This is a genomic window from Streptomyces sp. NPDC000410 (assembly GCF_040300305.1).
In the GTDB taxonomy this organism is placed as follows: Bacteria; Actinomycetota; Actinomycetes; order Streptomycetales; family Streptomycetaceae; genus Streptomyces.
Genome location: NZ_JBEPDM010000022.1, coordinates 15,940 through 37,425 on the forward strand (window position 1 = coordinate 15,940; position 21,486 = coordinate 37,425).

The 21,486-nt window shown below is 70.4% G+C and carries 21 protein-coding genes; 10 read left to right on the forward strand and 11 right to left on the reverse strand.

All coding sequences use genetic code 11. The features are described from left to right. Positions 1-52: 52 nt before the first annotated feature. Both ABT342_RS21900 and serB read left to right on the forward strand, forming a co-directional pair. Entirely contained in the window at positions 53-1,579 is a 1,527-nt protein-coding gene (locus ABT342_RS21900; protein ID WP_351576281.1) for a streptophobe family protein, read from the forward strand. Between the two features lie 129 nt (positions 1,580-1,708). Continuing rightward, complete coding sequence (serB, locus tag ABT342_RS21905) at positions 1,709-2,923, forward strand: phosphoserine phosphatase SerB (RefSeq protein ID WP_351576284.1); 1,215 nt, start codon at positions 1,709-1,711, stop codon at positions 2,921-2,923. A gap of 84 nt (positions 2,924-3,007) precedes the next feature. On the opposite strand, the gene ABT342_RS21910 is transcribed toward serB, so the two are convergent. The 4 genes from ABT342_RS21910 to ABT342_RS21925 all read right to left on the reverse strand — a co-directional run bounded on the left by ABT342_RS21910 (position 3,008) and on the right by ABT342_RS21925 (position 5,538). Then, positions 3,008-3,529 carry a SixA phosphatase family protein gene (locus ABT342_RS21910; protein WP_351576287.1) on the reverse strand — a complete coding sequence of 174 codons (522 nt, stop codon included), beginning with the start codon at positions 3,527-3,529 and terminating at the stop codon, positions 3,008-3,010. Between the two features lie 86 nt (positions 3,530-3,615). Then, the gene (locus tag ABT342_RS21915) at positions 3,616-3,861 is read right to left on the reverse strand and encodes a hypothetical protein (RefSeq protein WP_351576290.1); all 246 of its coding nucleotides are present in this window, start codon (positions 3,859-3,861) and stop codon (positions 3,616-3,618) included. Between the two features lie 239 nt (positions 3,862-4,100). Continuing rightward, positions 4,101-4,217, reverse strand: coding sequence for an SGM_5486 family transporter-associated protein (locus tag ABT342_RS21920; protein ID WP_351576292.1), 117 nt, complete (start codon positions 4,215-4,217; stop codon positions 4,101-4,103). A gap of 4 nt (positions 4,218-4,221) precedes the next feature. Then, a complete protein-coding gene (locus tag ABT342_RS21925; protein WP_351576294.1) occupies positions 4,222-5,538 on the reverse strand; it encodes a CynX/NimT family MFS transporter in 1,317 nt (438 codons plus the stop codon). 68 nt (positions 5,539-5,606) lie between these two features. Between ABT342_RS21925 and ABT342_RS21930 the strand changes: the two genes are divergently transcribed. Further along, positions 5,607-6,281, forward strand: a complete 675-nt coding sequence (locus ABT342_RS21930; protein WP_351576296.1) for a FadR/GntR family transcriptional regulator — start codon at positions 5,607-5,609, stop codon at positions 6,279-6,281. A 48-nt stretch (positions 6,282-6,329) separates the two neighbouring features. Here ABT342_RS21930 and ABT342_RS21935 read toward each other — a convergent pair whose 3' ends face one another. The 3 genes from ABT342_RS21935 to fabG all read right to left on the reverse strand — a co-directional run bounded on the left by ABT342_RS21935 (position 6,330) and on the right by fabG (position 8,368). Next, positions 6,330-6,677 (reverse strand): hypothetical protein, encoded by a 348-nt coding sequence (locus tag ABT342_RS21935; protein WP_351576299.1) that lies wholly within the window; start codon positions 6,675-6,677, stop codon positions 6,330-6,332. A gap of 198 nt (positions 6,678-6,875) precedes the next feature. After that, a complete protein-coding gene (gene fabI, locus ABT342_RS21940) occupies positions 6,876-7,646 on the reverse strand; it encodes an enoyl-ACP reductase FabI (protein WP_351576302.1) in 771 nt (256 codons plus the stop codon). A gap of 2 nt (positions 7,647-7,648) precedes the next feature. Continuing rightward, positions 7,649-8,368: a 3-oxoacyl-[acyl-carrier-protein] reductase gene (gene fabG / locus ABT342_RS21945; protein WP_351576305.1), complete on the reverse strand. Its 720-nt coding sequence runs from the start codon at positions 8,366-8,368 to the stop codon at positions 7,649-7,651. Between the two features lie 188 nt (positions 8,369-8,556). On the opposite strand from fabG, the gene ABT342_RS21950 reads away from it, so the two are divergent. The 3 genes from ABT342_RS21950 to tyrS all read left to right on the forward strand — a co-directional run bounded on the left by ABT342_RS21950 (position 8,557) and on the right by tyrS (position 12,983). Next, positions 8,557-10,119: a TldD/PmbA family protein gene (locus ABT342_RS21950; RefSeq protein WP_502965587.1), complete on the forward strand. Its 1,563-nt coding sequence runs from the start codon at positions 8,557-8,559 to the stop codon at positions 10,117-10,119. Between the two features lie 118 nt (positions 10,120-10,237). Next, positions 10,238-11,629: a metallopeptidase TldD-related protein gene (locus tag ABT342_RS21955; protein WP_351576311.1), complete on the forward strand. Its 1,392-nt coding sequence runs from the start codon at positions 10,238-10,240 to the stop codon at positions 11,627-11,629. 85 nt (positions 11,630-11,714) lie between these two features. Further along, complete coding sequence (gene tyrS / locus ABT342_RS21960) at positions 11,715-12,983, forward strand: tyrosine--tRNA ligase (RefSeq protein WP_351576314.1); 1,269 nt, start codon at positions 11,715-11,717, stop codon at positions 12,981-12,983. A gap of 89 nt (positions 12,984-13,072) precedes the next feature. Here the strand turns inward: tyrS and ABT342_RS21965 are convergent, their stop codons facing one another. Further along, the gene (locus ABT342_RS21965; protein ID WP_351576316.1) at positions 13,073-13,348 is read right to left on the reverse strand and encodes a GlsB/YeaQ/YmgE family stress response membrane protein; all 276 of its coding nucleotides are present in this window, start codon (positions 13,346-13,348) and stop codon (positions 13,073-13,075) included. 214 nt (positions 13,349-13,562) lie between these two features. Between ABT342_RS21965 and ABT342_RS21970 the strand changes: the two genes are divergently transcribed. Further along, entirely contained in the window at positions 13,563-13,907 is a 345-nt protein-coding gene (locus ABT342_RS21970; RefSeq protein ID WP_351576319.1) for a DUF3099 domain-containing protein, read from the forward strand. 313 nt (positions 13,908-14,220) lie between these two features. After that, positions 14,221-14,457 (forward strand): hypothetical protein, encoded by a 237-nt coding sequence (locus tag ABT342_RS21975; RefSeq protein WP_351576321.1) that lies wholly within the window; start codon positions 14,221-14,223, stop codon positions 14,455-14,457. On the opposite strand, the gene moaA is transcribed toward ABT342_RS21975, so the two are convergent. From moaA to ABT342_RS21990, 3 genes are all read right to left on the reverse strand, one after another. Beyond that, positions 14,440-15,429: a GTP 3',8-cyclase MoaA gene (moaA, locus tag ABT342_RS21980; protein WP_351576324.1), complete on the reverse strand. Its 990-nt coding sequence runs from the start codon at positions 15,427-15,429 to the stop codon at positions 14,440-14,442. The two genes, ABT342_RS21975 and moaA, sit on opposite strands and share 18 nt — an antisense overlap. A gap of 166 nt (positions 15,430-15,595) precedes the next feature. Next, positions 15,596-17,236 (reverse strand): monocarboxylic acid transporter, encoded by a 1,641-nt coding sequence (locus ABT342_RS21985; protein ID WP_351576327.1) that lies wholly within the window; start codon positions 17,234-17,236, stop codon positions 15,596-15,598. Further along, the gene (locus tag ABT342_RS21990) at positions 17,233-17,598 is read right to left on the reverse strand and encodes a DUF485 domain-containing protein (RefSeq protein ID WP_351576330.1); all 366 of its coding nucleotides are present in this window, start codon (positions 17,596-17,598) and stop codon (positions 17,233-17,235) included. Before ABT342_RS21990 ends, ABT342_RS21985 begins: the two co-directional genes overlap by 4 nt. Before the next feature lie 278 nt (positions 17,599-17,876). Between ABT342_RS21990 and ABT342_RS21995 the strand changes: the two genes are divergently transcribed. Further along, a complete protein-coding gene (locus ABT342_RS21995; protein ID WP_351576333.1) occupies positions 17,877-19,412 on the forward strand; it encodes a S8 family peptidase in 1,536 nt (511 codons plus the stop codon). A gap of 81 nt (positions 19,413-19,493) precedes the next feature. Beyond that, entirely contained in the window at positions 19,494-20,861 is a 1,368-nt protein-coding gene (locus ABT342_RS22000; protein ID WP_351576336.1) for a CoA transferase, read from the forward strand. Positions 20,862-21,486: the final 625 nt, after the last annotated feature.

The window sequence follows — 21,486 nt, forward strand, 5'->3', positions numbered from 1 at the left end:
GCGCACGGATCATGAACGAAGGGGACAAGTCCGTACGTATCGGGGGGTCCTGATGGTGGCGCACGACGACTGGGCCCCGAGGAGCGGGATTCCATGGGGCGATGTGATCCTCGCCTCCATCGCGGCGGTGAGCTGGGCGATGGCCGGGATGGCGGGCACCGCCGCGCTCGGACTGCACTTGCTCGGCGCCGATTCGAGCGGCTCGCTCGGCCCGATGACGGCGGCGGTGACCGTGCTCGCGGTGGGGGGATCCGTCACGCCCTCGGGCGATGTGTCCGTGTTCGGCCTGGAGGGCGCCGCGGCGCGTACGGCCGTCGATATCACGCCACTCGGGGTGAGCCTTGTCGGAGCGCTGCTGCTCTCCTCTTTCTTCCTGCGGTCGCTGCGCGGGGCGGGCGCGTGGGTGTCGGGTACGGAACTGGCGGCGCGGGCGGCCGCGTTGGTGGCGCTGTTCCTCGGCGCGGTCGGCGGGCTGGCGTGGGCGGGGCACGACGTCATCACCATCGACGGGCGTGCGCTGGGGCTCGATGAGCTGCCGGGGCTGCCGGACGGCGGTGGGGGCGGGGTCGGGATTCCCGGGCTGGGGGACATCGGCGACGGCTGGGACGTCGGGGGGCTGCTGCCCGACCGGATCGGGGACCTGGTGGAGGCGAAGGCGTCCGTCGGGTTCACCGTGGACACCGCCGATTCCTTGGCGGGCGCGCTGTTCTGGGTCCTCGCGGTGCTGCTCGTGGCGTTGCTCGCGTCGCGCCGTACGCCGCTGCCGCCGGGGTGGGACGCGGCGGGCCGGGTGGTACGGCCCGCCGCGTCCGCGCTGGTGACCATGGTGCTGGTCGCGGTGGCGGCGGGCGGCGCGGCGGCGGCGTACGCGGCGGTCGGCGACGAGCATCCGGAGCGGATCGGCGGCGCCGCGCTCCTGGGGACGCCCAACGGGGTGTGGCTGGGCATCCCGCTCGGGCTCTTCGTGCCGTGGGAGGGCAGGGCGACCGGTGCGCTGGCGCGGGTGCTGCCGGATCCGCTCGACGAGCTGCTGCGGGTGTCGGCGGGCGAGCCGGTGACGGTGGGGCGGCTCGCGGAGCTGGACGAGCGGGTGTGGCTGCTGGCCGTGGCCTGCGCGCTGATGATGCTGGCGGCCGGTGTGCTGGCCGCGGTACGGACGTCTCGGGCGGCGGGCGTCGGGGCGGCGGGGTTCGCCGGGCGGTGCGCGCTGTCGCTGGGGGTGGTCACGGCGCTCGCGCTGCCGCTGCTGGTGGCGCTGGCGGAGGTGTCGGCGGACGCGTCGCTGTCGGTGCTCGGCGTCGACGCGTTCGGGGCCGGGGTCGAGCTGCGGGGGGATCTGGGGGTGGCGGTGCCGCTGGGGGCGGTGTGGGGGGCGAGCGCCGGGGGGGCGGGGGCGGTGGTCGCGCTCGCGATGGGGGCGGTGCGCACTGTCGGGCGGGAGGCGCCCGTGGCGTTCGTCGGGCCGTACAGTCCGTCGGTGCCGTACCGGCCGCCGAACCCGGACACGAATCCGTATCTGCGGCTGCCCCCGCATCTTCGGCCGCCCCCGGGCGACCCGCAGGACCGGCCGCCCGGCTGAGGACGTACGGCGGGTGCGGGCCGGTGGGCCGGGTGGGGCCCCGGCGAATGGCCTGCCCGCCCACGGGGCTGTCCGTAACGCGGGACGCGGGCGCGCCTGGCACTCGGTGCCCGATACCGTGGAAGTACCATGAGCGCATCGCAGCCCCCACAGACGTCTGACGTCCCCACCCTGCTCGTCAAGATCTTCGGGAAGGACCGTCCCGGGATCACCGCCGGGCTTTTCGACACCCTCGCCGCCTACTCACTCGACGTGGTCGACATCGAGCAGGTGGTCACGCGTGGCCGCATCGTCCTGTGCGCCCTCGTCACCGAGCCGTCTCCCGGGACCGAGGGCGAGCTGCGGGCCACCGTGCACAGCTGGGCCGAGTCGCTGAGGCTCCAGGCCGAGATCATCTCCGGCACCGGCGACAACCGGCCGCGCGGTAGCGGCCGTTCCCACGTCACGGTGCTCGGGCACCCCCTGACCGCGGAGGCCACGGCGGCCATAGCGGCCACGATCACCGGGACCGGCGGAAATATCGACCGTATTTTCCGGTTGGCGAAGTATCCGGTGACGGCCGTGGAGTTCGCGGTGTCCGGTTGCCCGACCGAGCCGCTGCGTACGGCGCTGGCGATCGAGTCCCATGAGATCGGGGTGGATGTCGCGGTCGTGTCGGCCGGGCTGCACCGCAGGGCGCAGCGGCTGGTCGTCATGGATGTGGACTCCACGCTGATCCAGGACGAGGTCATCGAGCTGTTCGCCGCGCACGCCGGCTGCGAGGACCAGGTCGCCGCGGTGACCGAGGCCGCGATGCGCGGGGAGCTCGACTTCGAGCAGTCGCTGCACGCGCGCGTGGCGCTGCTGGAGGGGCTCGACGCGTCGGTGGTGGACAAGGTGCGCACGGAGGTGCGGCTCACTCCGGGTGCCCGCACCCTGATCCGTACCCTCAAGCGGCTCGGCTACCAAGTCGGCGTCGTGTCGGGCGGGTTCACCCAGGTCACGGACGATCTGAAGGAGCGTCTCGCTCTCGACTTCGCCTCCGCCAACACGCTGGAGATCGTGGACGGGAAGCTGACCGGCCGGGTCATCGGCGAGGTCGTGGACCGGGCGGGCAAGGCACGGCTGCTGCGCCGGTTCGCCGCCGAGGCGGGCGTACCACTGGCGCAGACGGTCGCGATCGGCGATGGCGCCAACGACCTGGACATGCTGAACGCCGCCGGGCTCGGGGTGGCATTCAATGCCAAGCCGGTCGTGCGGAAGGCCGCGGACACGGCGGTCAACGTGCCGTTCCTGGACACCGTGCTGTATCTGCTCGGGATCACCCGGGAAGAGGTCGAGGCGGCGGATGTCCACGAGGACTGACTGGACCGACCGCTGATACGCATCAGATCAGGCCCCGGTGCGCGGCTCGCGCGCCGGGGCCGATCCATAGGCGGCGGGGGCCCGTTACGCGTGCGGGGCCCAGTAGTCGAGGAGCCTGCCCACGCCGTGCTCGACGGACTTCCAGGAGCCCGAGAAACCGATGACGGCGAAGGCGGCCGTGGGGAAGCCGCTCCGGTTCATCCGGGCCAGTGTGTCGCCCTCCGCCTCACCCGCGAGGGCGTCGGCGAGGGCGTGCATCCCGGGGTTGTGGCCGATCAGGAGCAGGTCGTCGACATCGTCCGGGGTTTCGTTGAGCAGGGCCAGAAGGTCGCCGAGCGAGGCCTCGTACATCCGCTCCTCGTACACCGTCCGCGGGCGCTGCGGCAGCTCGTGGACGGCGAGCTTCCAGGTCTCGCGGGTCCGTAGCGCCGTGGAGCACAGGGCCAGGTCGAAGCCGATACCGGTATCGGCGAGCTTGCGGCCGGCCACGGGGGCGTCCGCGCGGCCTCGCTCGGCGAGGGGCCGCTCATGATCGGACTCCTGGGCCCAGTCGGCCTTCGCATGGCGGAGCAGGGCGATCCTTCGGGCGGGTACGTCGACGCTCATGCTCCTCAGCTTCGCATGAAATCAGCCAGTGGGCGCGGGTTGTTGACGTGCTCTCCCGCGAAGGGTGACAGGGCGCGGAGGCCGGGTCACGAGCCGGTCAGGATCTGCCGTATCCGCTCGAGAAGGGCGCTCAGCGACGGGTCCGCCACGGCGGCGTGCGCCTCGCCCGACCCGGTCATCAGCACCAGCAGCAGGATGAAGGCGATCACCGGCAGGGCGACGCCCCACCACCGCAGCCGTATGTCGGCGCCGCCCGCGGCCAGGACGCGGGAACGAGCGTGGGACCGGGCGCGCGACGGGGTGTGGGACCGGGCGTGGGTACGGGCCGGCATGGCCGCCTCCGTGTGTCTGAAGGTGCGCGGCTGAGCAGGACTGCTGAGCTGCTTCAAACGTACGGATCATGGGCCCGGTCGCCCATCCGGTGACCCACCCACTTCACCCTGACGCTCACCCCCTAGGGGATGGGGGTGCGGGCCCCACCCTCGTCCGTCGTCAGAGGGAACTCGTCCGTTGTCAGAGGGAAGGCGTACTCAACGTGAGGCGCTCTCACGGTGCTCCCGGTGACGCGTTCTCACGGTGAGGCGATCGAGGCGACGATGCCGATGACCACCGTGATGGCGATCATGGCGCCGAAGACGAGCAGGAGCTTCTTCTGGCCGTTCGGGGGGTTCGGGTCGAGCACAGGCATGGGCTCAGTCTCGCATCCCGGCTTCGTCCTCGATCGTCCGGTCCCGCCCCGCCAGGCTGCCGACGACGATCTGCGGCACCAGCAGCCCGGCCATCAGTGCCAGCGGCAGGTCCCAGCCACCGCTGTGCTGGTAGAGCACACCGATGAGCAGCGGTCCGGGGATGGAGATCAGATACCCGGTGCTCTGGGCGAAGGCGGAGAGCCGTGCGACGCCCGAACCGGTCCTGGACCGCATGCCGATCATCGTCAGCGCGAGCGGGAAGGAACAGTTGGAGACGCCCAGCAGCAGCGCCCAGGCCCAGGCGCCGGCGGCGGGCGCGAAGTAGAGACCCAGGTAGCCGGTCAGCCCGCACAGGCCGAGGGCGAGGACGATCGGGCCCTGCGTCTTCAGCCGGGTGGCCATCCGGGGGATCACGAAGGCGAGCGGTACGCCCATGACCATGGTGACGGCCAGCAGGACGCCCGCCGTGCCCGCCGGGACTCCGGCGTCGCGGAAGATCTGCGGCATCCAGCCCATGGTGATGTACGCGCCGGTGGCCTGGAGGCCGAAGAAGCAGGCGAGGGCCCAGGCGGTGCGGCTCCGGGTGAGCCGCAGGGCCGGTGCCGGTCCGGTCGCGTTCGTGGCGGCGGGGGCGGCCGGGGCCGCCGACCGGGCCTCGGAGGTGGCCGCGTCCCGGTCGCGTACGAGCGGGATCCACGGCAGTACGGCGACGGCGGCGAGCACGGCCCAGACGGCGAGGCCGGTGCGCCAACTGCCGCCCAGCGCCTCGGTCATGGGTACGGTCGCGGCCGCGGCGACCGCGGTGCCGAGGGAGAGCGCCATGGAGTAGAGCCCGGTGGCGCTGCCGATGCGGTCGGGGAAGTACCGCTTGACGATCACCGGCATGAGCACGTTGCTGACGGCGATGCCCATCAGGGCGAGCGCGCTGGCGGCCAGGAATCCGGCGGTTCCGCTCATGAGGGGGCGTATCAGCAGACCCGCGGCGACGGCCGCCATACCGGCGCAGACGATGGCGGCGGGGCCGAAGCGGCGGGCGAGCCGGGGCGCCGTGATGCCGAAGACGGCGAAGCAGAGCGGTGGTACGGAGGTGAGGACCCCGGCCACGGTGCCGCTCATGTGCAGCCCGTTCTGCACCTCTTCGAGGAGGGCGCCGAGGCTGGTGATGGCGGGGCGCAGGTTGAGCGCGGCGAGGACGAGACCGACGATCACCACCCGGGTGAGCCAGATCGAGGGCTTCGGGGCGGTGGAGGGAGCGGCGGAATCAGTGGGTGTACGGGCTGCCGCGGCGGCAGGGTTCAGGGTCTGGGTCTCGTCCGACATGGCGCCATCATAGAATCATGGGATGATTGGTTGTCCAATCTTGTACGTGTCTTGTGTGAAGGAGCACCATGGCGCTGACCTCTCCCCGACGGTCCGGACTCTCGGACCAGGTGATCGCCGAGCTGCGCAACCAGATCACCTCGGGCGAGTGGCCGGTCGGCTCACGCATCCCGACCGAGCCGGAGCTGGTCGAGCAGCTGGGCGTGGCCCGTAACACCGTCCGTGAGGCCGTACGCGCGCTCGCGCACAACGGTCTACTGGACATCCGCCAGGGCTCGGGCACCTACGTCGTCGCGACGAGCGAGCTGGCCGGAGTCATGCACCGCAGGTTCGCCGACGCCGATCCGCGCCACATCGCCGAGGTGCGCTCCACCCTCGAATCGTCCGCCGCCCGGCTGGCCGCCGAGCATCGCACGGAGCGCGACCTGAAGCAGCTGGACACGCTGCTCGCGCGCCGCGAGGAGGCATGGGAGACGGGTGACGCCGAACGGTTCGTCGCGGCCGACGCGACCCTCCACCTGGCCGTGGTCGCCGCGTCCCACAACGACGTACTGACCGGGCTCTACGCCGACCTGGGCGATCTCCTGCGTGACTGGCTGCGCGACGACGTCGGGCACGACCTGCGCCCGGAGAACCACATGGACCACGCGCGGCTGGTCGAGGCGATCCGTGCCGGCGACGGGGACACCGCGGCGTCGGAGGCGGCGAGCTACCCCTACATGTGCCTGCGGAACACGGACTGACCGTCGGAGAACACCGACAGGAAAGACCGAGTCAGGAGACGTGGACCGTCAGGAGACGCGGGCGTGGCTCACCCAGGCGGAGCTGATCTCCTTCCAGCAGCGCTCGGTGAGGGTGGCGTAGGCGGTGGGGGCGACATCGACCGGTCCGCTGTCCGCGTCGACGTCCCACCACCGGACGCATTCGACGTGCAGCTGGACACGGTCGGTGTCGAGATAGGAGTTGTGGCAGTTCGCCGTCGCACGGGACCCTTCGACGACGACGTCGCAGTCGGCCCCGAAGGGCCGCGGCGCGGGCTCCCGGTGGGGCGCGGAGACGGCTCCGGGCACCGGCCAGACCAGGGTCGCCAGTGCCGCCAGCAGCCCCAGCACGGGCACGGAACGCCGGATCGTACGCACAAGAAGGACCTCCTCGGCCGTACTGCGGCGACCGCCGCGGCTGCACCACAGGGAGGGAACGCACCTCCACTCTCACCCGAACATGGGTCCGCCCGCCCGTTCCGTTGACCCGAACGGGCGATGCCCCGGCCCCCGCGTACTGCGGGTGACCGGGGCATCGCTGATGTTCGGGTGACGCTTACGCGTCGTTACGCGTCGTTACGCGCCCATCATGTGCACGCCGCCGTCGACGTGGATGATCTCGCCGGTGGTCTTCGGGAACCAGTCCGAGAGCAGCGCGACCACACCGCGGCCGGCCGGGTCGGGGTCGGCCATGTTCCACTCCAGCGGGGAGCGGTGGTTCCACACGTCCGCGAGCTCGCCGAAGCCCGGGATGGACTTGGCGGCCATCGAGCCGATCGGGCCGGCCGAGATGAGGTTGCTGCGGACGTTCTGCTTGCCCAGGTCGCGGGCGAGGTAGCGGGAGGTGGCCTCCAGCGCCGCCTTCGCCGGGCCCATCCAGTCGTACTGCGGCCAGGCGAACTGGGCGTCGAAGGTCAGACCGACCACCGAGGCGCCCTCCTGCGGGAACAGCGGCAGGCAGGCCATCGTCAGCGACTTCAGCGAGAACGCCGAGACGTGCATCGCGGTCGACACGGACTCGAACGGCGTGTTCAGGAAGTTGCCGCCGAGGGCGTCCTGGGGAGCGAAGCCGATGGAGTGGACGACGCCGTCCAGTCCGCCGAGCTCGTCGCGCACGACCTGCTCGAGGCGGCCGAGGTGCTCGTCGTTGGTGACGTCGAGCTCGATGACCTTGGTGGGCTTGGGCAGCTTCTTGGCGATGCGCTCGGTCAGGGTGGGCCGGGGAAAGGCCGTCAGGATGATCTCGGCACCCTGCTCCTGGGCCAGCTTCGCGGTGTGGAAGGCGATGGAGGACTCCATCAGCACACCGGTGATGAGAACGCGCTTGCCGGCGAGGATTCCACTCATGATCAGTGACCCATGCCCAATCCGCCGTCAACCGGGATGACGGCTCCAGTGATGTACGAGGCGTCGTCGGAGGCGAGGAACTTCACCGTGGCGGCGATCTCCTCCGGCTGCGCGTACCGGCCGAGCGGCACCTGCGAGACGATGCCCGCGCGCTGCTCGTCGGTGAGCACCTTGGTCATGTCCGTGTCGACAAAACCGGGCGCGACGACGTTGAAGGTGATGTTCCGCGACCCGAGTTCACGGGCGAGGGAGCGGGCGAAACCGACCAGGCCGGCCTTCGAGGCGGCGTAGTTCGCCTGACCCGCCGAACCGAGCAGCCCGACGACGGAGGAGATGAGCACGACGCGGCCCTTCTTGGCGCGCAGCATGCCGCGGTTGGCACGCTTCACGACACGGAAGGTGCCCGTGAGGTTGGTGTCGAGGACGGACACGAAGTCCTCCTCGGACATCCGCATCAGCAGCTGGTCCTTGGTGACGCCGGCGTTGGCCACCAGCACCTCCACGGGACCGTGCTTCTCCTCGATCTCCTTGTAGGCCTGCTCCACCTGCTCGGCGTCGGTGATGTCGCACCGGACGGGCAGGCAGCCCAGCTCCGTGAGCTCCGCCGGCGGCTCGCCGGACCGGTACGTGATCGCGACCTTGTCGCCGGCCTCGGCGAAGGCACGGGCAATAGCGAGGCCGATGCCCCGGTTTCCTCCGGTGACCAGAACCGAGCGGCTCACTGGATCACCCTTTCGATAGCGGTCTGCATGCGGTCTTTACTGCGCTTGTACTGCGAAAACCTATCGGTACCGGCGTTGCGGATGGGGATCGACCCCTGACAGTGGCGTCCGTGATGCGCTGTCGGGTCTCTACAGAAGACGGACGGAAGCGGACCGAAAGCGGTAGGCACCGGCCACCGAAGCGCGACATGATCAGGGCGACCGGTCTCACACGACAGGAGACATTCGTGGCTCATTCCATCGACGAAGCCTTCACGGCACTACCGCTGCGGGCCCTCGCCGACGCGGCGCTCGCGCGGGCCCGGGCGCTCGGCGCCGAGCACGCGGACTTCCGGCTGGAGCGGGTGCGCAGCGCGGCGTGGCGGCTTCGGGACGCCAAGCCCGCCGGCTCCTCCGACACCACCGACCTCGGCTACGCGGTGCGGGTCGTGCACGGCGGGGCGTGGGGATTCGCGTCCGGGGTCGACCTGACGATGGACGCGGCCGCCCGGGTCGCGGGCCAGGCGGTGGCGATGGCCAAGCTGTCCGCGAAGGTGATCGCGGCCGCCGGCTCCGACGAGCGGGTCGAGCTCGCGGACGAGCCGGTGCACGCGGAGCGGACGTGGGTCTCGTCGTACGAGATCGACCCCTTCACGGTGCCCGACGAGGAGAAGTCCGGGCTGCTGGCCGACTGGAGCGCACGGCTGCTCGGAGCGGAGGGCGTGGCGCATGTGGACGCCTCGCTGCTCACGGTGCACGAGAACAAGTTCTACGCGGACACGGCGGGGACCGTCACGACCCAGCAGCGGGTGCGGCTGCATCCGCAGCTCACCGCGGTCGCCGTGGACGAGACGACCGGTGAGTTCGACTCGATGCGGACGATCGCGCCGCCGGTGGGGCGCGGCTGGGAGTACCTGACCGGTACCGGCTGGGACTGGGACTCCGAGCTGGACCGGATCCCGGAGCTGCTCGCCGAGAAGATGCGGGCGCCGAGCGTCGAGGCGGGGCGGTACGACCTGGTCGTGGACCCGTCCAATCTGTGGCTGACGATCCACGAGTCGATCGGCCACGCCACGGAGCTCGACCGGGCGCTCGGCTACGAGGCGGCGTACGCGGGCACCTCCTTCGCGACCTTCGACCAGCTGGGCAAGCTCCGGTACGGCGCGTCGGTGATGAACGTGACCGGCGACCGGACGGCGGAGCACGGTCTCGCCACGATCGGGTACGACGACGAGGGCGTCGAGGCGCAGAGCTGGGACCTGGTCAAGGACGGCACGCTCGTCGGCTACCAGCTGGACCGGCGCATCGCGCGGCTGACGGGGCTCGGCCGGTCGAACGGGTGCGCCTTCGCGGACTCCCCCGGGCACGTCCCGGTGCAGCGGATGGCGAACGTGTCACTGCGGCCGGAGCCGGGCGGTCTGTCGACGGAGGATCTGATCGGCGGCGTGGAGCGCGGGATCTATGTGGTCGGCGACCGGTCGTGGTCGATCGACATGCAGCGCTACAACTTCCAGTTCACAGGTCAGCGGTTCTTCCGGATCGAGAACGGCCGGCTGGCCGGGCAGCTGCGGGACGTCGCGTACCAGGCGACGACGACGGACTTCTGGGGCTCGATGGAGAAGGTCGGCGGCCCGCAGACGTACGTCCTGGGCGGCGCCTTCAACTGCGGCAAGGCCCAGCCGGGCCAGGTGGCGGCGGTCTCGCACGGGTGCCCGTCCGCGCTGTTCCGCGACGTCAACATCTTGAACACCACGCAGGAGGCCGGTCGATGAACGCCGGACGTGCCCGCACCGCCCCCTGCTGGGGGTCCGGCCCGCGGCGCAGCCGCAGTCGCATGCAGCGACCCCTGGGACGACACAGCATCTTGAACACCAGGCAGGAGGCCGGTCGATGAGCCGCGTCAGCAAGCCGCACGAGATCGTCGAGCGCGCTCTCGAACTGTCCACCGCCGACGGCTGCGTGGTCATCGCCGACGAGGAGTCGTCCGCCAATCTGCGCTGGGCGGGCAACGCGCTCACCACGAACGGCGTCACCCGCGGCCGCACCCTCACCGTCGTCGCCACCGTGGACGGGGCGCAGGGCACCGCGTCCGGTGTGGTGTCGCGGTCGGCCGTGACCGCCGATGACCTGGAGCCGCTGGTGCGGGCGGCGGAGGCCGCCGCGCGGGCCGCGGGACCCGCCGAGGACGCGCAGCCGCTGGTCAGCGGGGTCCCGGTGGCCGGGGACTTCACGGACGCGCCCGCCGAGACGTCGTCGGCGGTCTTCGCGGACTTCGCGCCGGCACTCGGCGAGGCGTTCGCCAGGGCCCGCGCCGGGGGGCGTGAGCTGTACGGGTTCGCCAACCACGAGCTGACCTCCACGTACCTCGGTACGTCGACGGGCATCCGGCTGCGCCACGACCAGCCCACCGGGACCCTGGAGGTCAACGCCAAGTCGCCGGACCGCAGCCGGTCCGCCTGGGCGGGGCGCTCGACGCGGGACTTCAAGGACGTCGACCCGGCCGTGCTCGACGCCGAGCTGGCGCAGCGGCTCGGCTGGGCCGAGCGGCGGATCGCGCTGGACGCCGGACGGTACGAGACGCTGCTGCCGCCCACGGCGGTCGCGGATCTGCTGATCTACCAGCAGTGGTCCGCGATGGGCCGGGACGCCGTGGAGGGCCGTACGGTCTTCTCCAAGCCCGGCGGCGGCACCCGGGTCGGCGAGACGCTGTCCGAGCTGCCGCTCACGCTGCGCAGCGACCCGAACGAGCCTGGACTGGAGTCCGCGCCGTTCGTGATCGCGCACTCCTCCGGCGACGACGCCTCCGTCTTCGACAACGGACTTCCACTGTCGGCGACCGAGTGGGTACGGGACGGCAAGCTGGACCGGCTCGTCACCACCCGGCACAGCGCGGGTCTGACCGGGCTGCCGGTCGCCCCCGGCATCGGCAATCTGATCCTGGACAGCGACGGTGAGCGTTCGCTGGAGGAGATGGTCGCCGCCACCGAGCGCGGGCTGCTGCTGACCTGCCTCTGGTACATCCGGGAGGTCGACCCGGCGACGCTGCTGCTGACCGGGCTGACCCGGGACGGGGTGTATCTCGTCGAGAACGGCGAGGTCACGGGCGAGGTGAACAACTTCCGGTTCAACGAGTCGCCCGTCGATCTGCTGTCGCGGGCCGCCGAGGCGGGCCGGACGGAGAAGACGCTGCCGCGCGAGTGGAGCGACTGGTTCACCAGGGCGGCGATGCCGGCCCTGCGTATCCCGGACTTCAACATGAGCTCGGTCAGCCAGGGCGTATGAGCCCAATAGACTGCTGTGGTCATACCCCTGTCGATCCCCCGGTCGATTCCCCGGCCGATCCATCGTTTCGAGGAGAACCAGAATCGTGACGGACATCGTCGACGAGCTGAAGTGGCGTGGGCTGTTCGCCCTGTCCACCGACGAGGACGCTTTGCGCAAGGCGCTCGCGGACGGTCCCGTGACGTTCTATTGCGGCTTCGACCCGACGGCGCCGAGCCTGCACGTGGGACATCTGGTGCAGGCGCTCACCATGCGCCGGCTTCAGCAGGCGGGGCACCGTCCGCTGGCGCTGGTGGGCGGGGCGACGGGTCAGATCGGTGACCCCAAGCCGACCGCGGAGCGCACGCTGAACGACCCGGAGACGGTCGCGGCCTGGGTGGAGCGGGTCCGTGCGCAGATCGAGCCGTTCCTGTCCTTCGAGGGCGAGAACGCCGCGGTCATGGTCAACAACCTGGACTGGACGGGCGGCATGTCCGCCATCGAGTTCCTCCGGGACATCGGCAAGCACTTCCGGGTCAACAAGATGCTGACCAAGGACTCGGTCGCCCGCCGGCTGGAGTCCGACCAGGGCATCAGCTACACCGAGTTCAGCTACCAGCTGCTGCAGGGCATGGACTTCCTGGAGCTGTACCGCCGTCACGGCTGCACGTTGCAGACCGGCGGCAGCGACCAGTGGGGCAACCTGACGGCGGGCCTGGATCTGATCCACCGCCTGGAGCCGCACGCGAACGCGCACGCGCTCGCGACGCCGCTGATGGTCAAGGCGGACGGCACCAAGTTCGGCAAGACCGAGGGCGGGGCCGTCTGGCTGGACCCGGAGCTGACGACGCCGTACGCCTTCTACCAGTTCTGGCTGAACGTGGACGACCGCGACATCTCCACGTACCTGCGCATCCTCAGCTTCAAGAGCCGCGAGGAGCTGGAGGAGCTGGAGAAGGTCACCGAGGAGCGCCCGCAGGCCCGGGCGGCACAGCGTGCGCTGGCCGAGGAGCTGACGACGCTGGTGCACGGCGCCGACCAGTGCGCGGCGGTCATCGCCGCGTCGAAGGCGCTGTTCGGCCAGGGTGACCTGGGGGAGCTGGACGAGGCGACGCTGAGCGCGGCGCTCTCCGAGCTGCCGCACGCGCGGGTGACCGAGCCGGCCGCGGTGGCCGACCTCTTCGCGGAGGTCGGGCTGGTCGCGAGCAAGTCGGCCGCCCGTCGCACGATCAAGGAGGGCGGTGCCTACGTGAACAACGCGAAGGTGACCGCCGAGGACGCCGTGCCCGGCACCGAGGATCTGCTGCACGGCAGGTGGCTGGTGCTGCGCCGGGGGAAGAAGAACCTGGCCGCGGTCGAGGTCACGGGCGGCTGAGTCCGTCCGGTGCGTATGGCGGAGGCCGGGTGGGCGTGATGCCCACCCGGCCTCCGCTGTCTGTCCGCTGTCAGCTGTGCCGGAGCCTGTCAGGCGCGCTGTTTCTTCCCGCGCACGGACATGTAGAGCATGTCCCCGAGGCCCACGACGACCAGGGCGGCAACGATCTGCAGGGCGTGCCGGCCCCAGTCGATGCCCGGGGTCTCCTGGATTCCGAACGCCCCCGCGAGGGAGTTGCCGACGATTGCGCCGATGATGCCGAAGATCGTGATGAGCCAGAGGGGGCTGTGCTGCTTGCCCGGCAGGATCGCCTTGGCGAGCAGGCCCAGCACGAACCCGACAATGATCGCCCACAACCAGCCCATGGCTGCCTCCTGGTTCGGATCGACGTGAGCCGTTACGGACAGTCTCGATCTATCCGCCATACGGCGCATGTCGGACAGCTCCGTACGTGGTACGCAGGGCACCCTCCACCCAGGTGGGGGCGGACCCGCTCTCGAATGCGTCGCAGCCGCGGCGTACCGTTGAGACCGAACCGGGCCGGGAGAGTCCGGCGCGGCGGCCGGGCGGTGGAATGTCATGCGGAAGCACAGTTCGAACGAGGTCTTCCGGATCACCGGAGCCCGTAAGGGCCTGGCCGATGACGTACGCGCCAGGCAGCGTCGCTATGTGATCTCGATGTCGGTACGGACCCTCTCGGTGATCCTGGCCGCGGTGCTCTGGGATGTCGAGCGGCATGTGGCGATCGTGGCCCTGGTGCTGGGTGTGGTGCTGCCCTACATCGCCGTGGTGATCGCCAACGCCGGCCGGGAAAACGCGCCGTCCCTGCCGTCGACGTTCGTCGCGGCGCCCATGCGGCCGATGCTCGACGTGGGCAGGCCCGGGGCGGAGGACCAGACGGAACGCCCCGCCCATCAGAGCTGAACCCCCAACCCGGGCCCGCGCCGACCTTCACCGGCCCGCAAAGCTCAAGAAAAGCTCAGATCAATCGTGAAGTTCTGGTGCACCTCACCCCGTTCCGCGTGACATACTGCGTAGGCGCTCCGCATCCCCCGTCGGAGCGACGGACCGACGCCGGGCAGCTCCCCCCGTGGCTGCTCGGCGTCGCCTTTTTGCGCAGTCTCCTTTGCACAGCTTCGTTTGCGCAGCTCCGTTTGCACGGCTTCGTTTGCACGGCTTCGTTTGCGCAGTCCCGCACGATGATCGTGGACGATGATCCATCGTGGACAATGATCCGGTGAGTGACGAGACCCCGATCTGTTCCGCCAAGGGCTGCCGCGCGTCGGCGGTCTGGGTACTGGCGTGGAACAACCCGAAGCTGCACACCCCCGACCGCCGCAAGACCTGGCTGGCCTGTGAGGAACACCGCGAGCACCTGTCCCAGTTCCTCGGCGTGCGCGGTTTCCTCAAAGACGTCGTGACGCTCGACGACTGGGAGCAGCAGTCGGGAGACGGCTCAGCCGCCGATGGCTGACATGGGCCGCTCGGGCTGAAGGAAGGACGGGTCGTCCAGACCGGACCCCGCCTTCTTGCCCCACATCGCGGCCTTCCATATCCGGGCGATCTCCTCGTCCGGCGCGTCGGAGCGCAGGGCGCCGCGCAGGTCCGTCTCCTCCTGGGCGAACAGGCAGGTGCGGACCTGTCCGTCGGCGGTGAGCCGGGTGCGGTCGCAGGCGGAGCAGAAGGGGCGGGTGACGGAGGCGATGACCCCGACCCGGTGGGGTCCGCCGTCCACGAGCCAGCGCTCGGCGGGGGCCGAGCCGCGTGCGGCGTCGTCCTCGGCGGTGAGCGTGAAGCGCGTACGCAGCGATTCGAGGATGTCACCGGCCGTGATCATGCCGCTGCGCTTCCAGCCGTGCTGGGCGTCGAGCGGCATCTGCTCGATGAACCGGAGCTCGTAGTCGTGCTCCACCGCCCAGGCGAGCAGGTCGGGCGCCTCATCGCCGTTGAGCCCGGGCATCAGGACCGTGTTGACCTTGACCGGGGTCAGTCCGGCGTCGCGGGCGGCCTGCAGGCCCTCCAGCACATCGTGGTGGCGGTCGCGGCGCGTCAGCGTCTTGAAGACATCGGGGCGCAGCGTGTCCAGCGAGACGTTGACCCGGTCCAGGCCCGCGGCCTTCAGCGCGGACGCGGTGCGCTTGAGGCCGATGCCGTTGGTCGTCAGGGACATCTTGGGGCGGGGCTCGAGGGCGGCGCAGCGCTCGACGATGCCGACGAGGCCGGGCCGCAGCAGCGGCTCGCCGCCGGTGAAGCGGACCTCGGTGATCCCCAGCTCGGTGACGGCGATACGGACCAGCCGGACGATCTCGTCGTCGCTGAGCAGGTCGGGCTTGGCCAGCCACTGCAGACCCTCTTCGGGCATGCAGTACGTACACCGCAGATTGCAGCGGTCCGTGAGCGAAACCCGCAGGTCAGTGGCCACACGGCCGAAAGTGTCGATGAGCACAGTGGGCCCCCTCCCCGGTATCCGGAAGTCGTACAGGAACTCGTATGAATCGAGCCTACGCGAGAGGTCTGACAACTCACATGGGCCATTTGCCACGAGGTGCGGCGCGGCCGCGTCGTAGGACTCTACGACGCGGCCGCGGTCATGCGTATGACAGAGAGCTCTCTCAGTGGGCACCGGCGCCTGTGAGGGACTTGACCTCCAGCTCGGCGTACTTGCCCTTGTCCGGCTCCTCCTTGGAGAACAGGGAGCCGACCCAGCCGAGCAGGAAGCCCAGCGGGATGGACACCAGGCCGGGGTTCTCCAGCGGGAACCAGGCGAAGTCCGCGGTCGGGAACATCGAGGTGGGCTTGCCGGAGACGACCGGGGAGAACAGGACGAGCACGACCGACGAGATCAGTCCGCCGTAGATCGACCAGAGGGCGCCCTGGGTGGTGAACCTCTTCCAGAAGAGGCTGTAGAGGATCGTCGGCAGGTTGGCGGAGGCCGCGACCGCGAAGGCGAGCGCGACGAGTCCCGCCACGTTCAGATCGCGGGCGAGCGCGCCGAGCGCGATGGACACGATGCCGATGAAGACCGTCGCCCAGCGGGCCGCGCGGACCTCCTCCTTCTCGGTCGCCTTTCCCTTGCGGATGACGTTGGCGTAGATGTCGTGCGCGAAGGACGACGAGGATGCCAGGGTCAGTCCCGCGACGACGGCGAGGATGGTGGCGAAGGCGACCGCGGAGATCACGGCGAGCAGGATCGCCCCAGCCGTCGAGTCGGTGCCGCCGAGGTGCAGTGCGAGCAGCGGCGCCGCCGTGTTGCCCGCCTTGTTGGAGGCCTTGATCGCGTCGGGTCCGACGATCGCGGCCGCGCCGAAGCCCAGCGCGATGGTCATCAGGTAGAAGCCGCCGATGATGCCGATGGCCCAGATCACGGACTTACGGGCGGCCTGGGCGGTCGGCACGGTGTAGAAGCGGATCAGGATGTGCGGCAGGCCCGCGGTGCCGAGCACCAGCGCGATACCGAGCGAGATGAAGTCCAGCTTGGAGGTGCCGGTGAGACCGTACTTCAGGCCGGGCTCCAGGAACGCCGAGCCCTTGCCGCTGTTCTCCGCGGCCTTGCCGAGCAGGTCGGAGACGTTGAAGTTGAACTTCCACAGCACCAGGAAGGTGATCAGCAGCGTGCCCGCGATGAGGAGGACGGCCTTGACCATCTGCACCCAGGTGGTGCCCTTCATGCCGCCGATGGTGACGTAGACGATCATCAGCAGGCCGACCAGGGCGACGATCGCGATCTTGCCCGTGTCGCTGGTGATGCCGAGCAGCAGCGAGACGAGCACACCCGCGCCCGCCATCTGGGCGAGCAGGTAGAAGATCGAGACGACGATGGTGGACGTGCCCGCGGCGGTACGGACGGGGCGCTGGCGCATGCGGTACGCGAGGACGTCGCCCATCGTGTACCGGCCGGAGTTGCGCAGCGGTTCGGCGACCAGCAGCAGGGCGACCAGCCAGGCGACCAGGAAGCCGATGGAGTAGAGGAAGCCGTCGTATCCGAAGAGCGCGATGGCGCCGGCGATACCGAGGAAGGAGGCGGCGGACATGTAGTCGCCGGAGATGGCGAGGCCGTTCTGGAAGCCGGTGAACTGACGGCCGCCCGCGTAGAAGTCGGCGGCGTCCTTGGTCTGGCGGCCGGCCCAGACGGTGATGAACAGCGTCGCGACGACGAAGGCGGCGAAGAGCGAGATGATCAGCGGCCGGTGCTCGGTGGTGGCACTGGATGCCGCGAGCTGAGCGCTGTGGAGCTGGAGGGTGGTGCTGCTCATGCGTCGGCCTCCATGCGGGACTTGATGGCTTCCGCCTTGGGGTCGAGCTTCTCGGCCGCGTGCCGCGAGTAGAACCAGGCGATGAGGAACGTGGTGACGAACTGGGCGAGCCCGAGCACGAGGGCGACGTTGATGTTGCCGAACAGCTTGGTGCCCATGAAGCCGCCGGCGTAGTTGGACAGCAGGACGTACAGCAGGTACCAGGCGATGAAGGCGATCGTCAGGGGGAAGGCGAAGGAGCGGTACGTGCGGCGCAGTTCGCCGAATTCCGCACTCTCCTGCACCTCGACGAACGACTCTGTGGTGGGCTGGGCGGGACTGGTGACCGTATCGCCGGGCGGCGGCGGTGCATCGGTAGCCACGGAATCTCCTCGCGACGCTGGTGCGGTAAGCAGGAACGGACAACGGGGACGACAGGACAACAGGAACAACAGGGACATCGGTCGGGGCGATGGCGCTCCGCTCCCTGACAACGTCACGGATCGCGGGGCGGAGCGGTTCAGTTCGGCCCTTTTTTCGTCAGGGCTTTCCACCAGGGGCCGTTGATATATCCGGATGATCGGCGATAACTTCACTCGTCATGTACCCGTCCATTCACAACAGGTGACTGGGCGGCTGATACGGATGATGTGGAGACCCCATGGCTCATCTGCGATCCAGCCGGACGCGCGCAATAGCCCTGCCCGCCGGTCTGGCGCTCACGGCGTCGCTCGGAATCCTGCCCGCCGGCGCGGCGACCGCCGCCCCCGCCGACGAGGTGCCCGCCGTCGTCGCGGCCGACGGCCCGAAGCTGTCGTACGTCGTCAACACCAATGGCGGTCACTCCACTGCCAAGTCGGTGAAGCGGGCGATCGTGAAGGCCGGCGGCACGGTGGTGATCGCCTACGACCAGATCGGCGTCATCGTCGTCCACTCGCAGAACCCCGACTTCGCGAAGACGATCCGGACGGTCAAGGGCGTCACATCGGCGGGCGCGACCCGGACCAAGCCGCTGGCCGCGCAGACCGACACCGCGATCGACGCGGAGCAGCCCCTCGCCGCGGCCGAGGCGGCGAAGGCGGCGGCGAAGGCGACGGACGAGCAGGACCCGTTCGAGCCGTTGCAGTGGGATCTGCCCGCCATCAAGGCGGACAAGGCCCACCAGAAGACGCTGGGCAGCAAGAACGTCACGGTCGCCGTCATCGACACGGGTGTCGACGACACCCACCCGGATCTCGCGCCGAACTTCGACAGCGCCGCGTCCGCCAACTGTGTGACCGGCGCGCCGGACACCACTCCCGGCTCCTGGCGGCCCGGCGCGCACGAGAGCGACCACGGGACGCACGTCGCTGGCACGATCGCCGCCGCGAAGAACGGTGTCGGCGTGACCGGTGTGGCGCCCGGCGTGAAGGTGTCCGGCATCAAGGTGTCCAACCCGGACGGCTTCTTCTACACCGAGGCGGTCGTCTGCGGCTTCGTCTGGGCGGCCGAGCACGACGTCGACGTCACCAACAACAGCTACTACACCGACCCGTGGCTGTTCGCGTGCAAGAACGACGCCGACCAGAAGGCGCTGCTCGAGTCGGTGACCCGGGCCGCGCGGTACGCGGAGCGCAAGGGCGCGGTGAACGTCGCCGCGGCCGGGAACGACCGGATGGACCTGGCGGCGGACGAGCTCACCGACACGACCAGCCCCAATGACACCACCCCGGTGACGCGCCCGGTCAACCCGCGCGAGTGCCTGGACTACCCGACGATGCTGCCGGGTGTCGTGACGGTCTCCGCGACGGGCGCCAAGGGTCTGAAGTCGTCGTACTCGAACTACGGCCGGGGCATCGTCGACATCTCAGCGCCGGGCGGCGACTCGACGGCCTATCAGAAGCCGGACGCCCCGGCCACGAGCGGGCTGATCCTGTCGACGGTGATGAACGGCGGCTACGGCTACAAGGCCGGCACGTCCATGGCGTCGCCGCACGTCGCGGGCGTCGCCGCGCTCATCAAGTCGACCCACCCGCGCGCCTCGGCGGCCGAGGTGAAGGCGCTGCTGTACGCGCAGGCCGACGACACGGCGTGCGGTGAGCCGTACGACATCAACGGCGACGGCAAGATCGACGCGGTGTGCGAGGGCAGCAAGAACGACAACGGGTTCTACGGGACCGGGCTCGCGGACGCGCTGGACGCGGTGCGCCGCCGGTAGTTTCGCGGTGTGACGGCGGGGCCCGGGCACGATCGTGAGCCCGGGCCCTTCGCATGGGCCACGGGTGCCATAGTGCGGGCCATGACCGACACTTCCTCACACGCTTCTTCTGACGCTGCTTCGGACGTTGCTCCGGACGGGACGGCGCTCCTGTGGGCGGCCCTGGGCGGTGATCCCGCGCTGACCGGTCGCGTCTCCTACGGCGGCCCGGAAGGCCTGCTCCCCGCCCGGCTGCCCGTGCGGGAACTGGCCGGCGCATCGGTGGCGGTGTGCTCGCTGGCGGCGGCGGAGCACGCGGCGCGCCGGGAGGGCGGCGCGGTGCCCGCGCTGCGGGTGGACGACGGGGCGGTCGCCACCGCGTTCGTCAGCGAGCGTCATCTGCTGATCGACGGGCGGGCTCCGGAGACGTTCGCGCCGCTGTCCCGGTTCTGGCGCACGGCCGACGGCTGGGTACGGACCCACGCCAACTATCCCCATCACCGGGCGGCGTTGCTCGCGGCACTCAAGACGGACGAGGAGGGTGTCGGACGGGCGCTCGCCGAGCGCCGGGCCCTCGATGTCGAGGAGACCGTGTACGAGGCCGGGGGCCTCGCGGTCGCGCTGCGCACGCCCGAGGAGTGGTCGGCGCACCCCCAGGGCGCGTCGGCGGCCCGCGGCCCGCTGGTCGCCCGGGAGCGGCTGGACGACGCGGCGCCCCGGGCGCGGTCCGGGCCGCTGCGGGTGCTGGACCTGACCCGGGTGATCGCCGGCCCCGTCGCCACGCGCACGCTCGCGCTGCTCGGCGCGGACGTGCTGCGCGTCGATCCGCCCCGGCTGCCCGAGCTGCCGGACCAGCACGCCGACACCGGTTTCGGCAAGCGGTCCGCGACGCTCGATCTGGACAGCAGGACGGACCGGCGGACGTTGGGCGAACTGCTGGACGGGGCCGATGTCCTGGTCACCGGCTACCGGCCGGGCGCGCTGGAGCGGTACGGCCTGTCGCGGCCGGGCCTGGTGATCGCACGGTTGTCGGCCTGGGGCGACGACGGCCCCTGGGGTGCGCGACGCGGCTTCGACAGCCTGGTCCAGGCCGCGAGCGGGATCGCCGTGCTGGAGGGCTCCGAGGAGCGGCCGGGGGCCCTGCCCGCGCAGGCACTCGACCACGCCACCGGGTATCTGCTCGCGGCGGCGGTGCTCAGGTCCCTGACCGAGCAGGAGGACGAGGGGGGCACGCGGCTCGTCCGGACGGCGCTGGCCCGAACGGCCCACTTCCTGGTCCACGAACTGCCCGGGGGTGCGGCCTCGCGTCCGTCCCCCGGTGCGTACGCCCCGGAACGGTGGCTGGCCGAGACCGACAGCCCGCTCGGCAGGCTGCGGCACGCGCTCCCGCCTGTGTCGTCCCCGGCGGGGGCGACGAACTGGTCCCGCCCGCCAGGGGTGTGGGGCGCGGATGCGCCGAGGTGGGCGTAGGGGGCGCCGAGGTGGAAACCCGCCCGCGACTGAGAACTCCTGACGAAACGATCGGACACGGCCTGACACGAGAACGACCGCCTCCGGCACAGCTTTCCGATTGTGCCTTCAATTGAATCAGTGACGGTTGACTCAGGGGGTGGACAGGAGAAGAGTGGAGGCGAAACAGGAATTCGGCTTCGCCGTGTCCAGAGGAACGCCATGTATCGTCACGTCAGAAGTTCAACCTGGCGGCTGATGCTGGCCGTAGCTGCTCCGGTTTTCCTCGTGGCCACCCCTGCGACCGCCGCTTTGACGGCATCGTCACAGCCCTCTACCTCCCCGGAAGGCTCGCATCAGGTCGCTTGGACCTGCAGCCCCATGGGCGCCGCCGGCTTCGGTGACCCAAGCCAATTCGGCGCACTTTCCACACGGGAGAGAGTTCCGCAGGGCATAAAGGAATGCAAGGCCACCTGCGTGAGAATATGGACCAAGAAATCTACGGCGTGCATTGACCAACGAGGGCCACTCGGCCCCTGCTTCGACAAAGCCGATAAAGGCCTCAAGTCGTGCGAAGAGCTGTGCACCAAGATTTACCGACCCAGGCCCGTCCCTGACGACATCCCACCGCACCTCTGACAGGGGC